This is a genomic window from Stenotrophomonas sp. 05L44_2, from assembly GCF_056665995.1.
This window is the reverse complement of sequence record NZ_JBFTNR010000902.1, coordinates 1-1,404: the sequence shown is the minus strand read 5'-3', so window position 1 is coordinate 1,404 and position 1,404 is coordinate 1. Positions and strand designations below refer to the sequence as shown.

General features: G+C 65.1%; 1 protein-coding gene. It reads left to right on the top strand.

Translation table 11 applies throughout. The features are described 5' to 3' along the window. The first annotated feature begins 147 nt into the window (after nt 1-147). Complete coding sequence (locus AC1VAN_RS21815) at nt 148-1,341, top strand: argininosuccinate synthase (RefSeq protein ID WP_025876423.1); 1,194 nt, start codon at nt 148-150, stop codon at nt 1,339-1,341. The last annotated feature ends 63 nt before the right edge of the window (nt 1,342-1,404 follow it).

The following is a 1,404-nucleotide window of genomic DNA, read 5'->3' as shown; positions in this document are numbered from 1 at the left end:
GTGCATCGCCATCAACGAAGCCGAGAATCGCCTGCATGTGCAGAAGGCGATCATGGCTGCTGTTGCCGGCCGCTGATTTTCGTACGTCGTTCAAGCACTCCAGACAATCCGCCGGGCATGGCCCGGCGCTACCAGGACATACCCCCCATGAGCAACAAAGACGTCGTTCTCGCCTTCTCCGGCGGCCTTGATACCAGCTTCTGCGTGCCGTACCTGCAGGAGCGCGGCTACAACGTGCATACCGTGTTCGCCGATACCGGCGGCGTGGATGACGAAGAGCGCGATTTCATCGAGAAGCGTGCYGCCGAGCTGGGTGTCACCAGCCACCAGACCGTCGATGGCGGTCCGGCCATCTGGTCCGGCTTCGTCAAGCCGTTCGTGTGGGCCGGCGAGGGCTATCAGGGCCAGTACCCGCTGCTGGTGTCGGACCGTTACCTGATCGTCGATGCCGCGCTCAAGCGCGCTGCCGAACTGGGCACCAACATCATCGCCCACGGCTGCACCGGCATGGGCAACGACCAGGTGCGCTTCGACCTGGCAGTGAAGGCCCTGGGTGACTACCAGATCATCGCGCCGATCCGCGAGATCCAGAAGGAACACACCCAGACCCGCGCCTACGAGCAGAAGTACCTGGAAGAGCGTGGCTTCGGCGTGCGCGCCAAGCAGCAGGCCTACACCATCAACGAGAACCTGCTGGGCCTGACCATGTCCGGCGGCGAGATCGATCGTTGGGAAGCACCGGGCGAGGGCGCCCGTGGCTGGTGCGCACCGCGCGCCGAGTGGCCGGAACAGGCGCTGACCGTCACCCTGAAGTTCGTCGAAGGCGAAGCTGTCGAGCTCGACGGCAAGGCACTGCCGGGCGAGCAGATCCTGGCCCAGCTCAACAAGCTGTTTGCCCCCTACGGCGTCGGCCGTGGCGTGTACACCGGCGACACCGTGATCGGCCTGAAGGGCCGCATCGTGTTCGAGGCACCGGGCCTGGTCTCGCTGCTGGCCGCGCACCGCGCGCTGGAAGATGCGGTGCTGACCAAGCAGCAGAACCGCTTCAAGCCGGACGTGGCGCGCAAGTGGGTGGAGCTGGTGTACGAAGGCTTCTACCACGACCCGCTGAAGACCGACATCGAAGCCTTCCTGAAGTCTTCGCAGGCCAAGGTCAACGGCGAAGTGGTGCTGGAAACCCGTGGCGGCCGCGTCGACGCCGTTGCGGTGAAGTCGCCGCACCTGCTCAACACCAAGGGCGCCACCTATGCGCAGTCGGCCGACTGGGGCGTGGAAGAAGCCGAGGGCTTCATCAAGCTGTTCGGCATGAGCTCCACCCTCTACGCGCAGGTCAACCGCTGAGCGGTTGACCACGCTTTCCACCTCAACCCCGCGCCGTTGGCGCGCCCCCTTCAACAAGAAGGG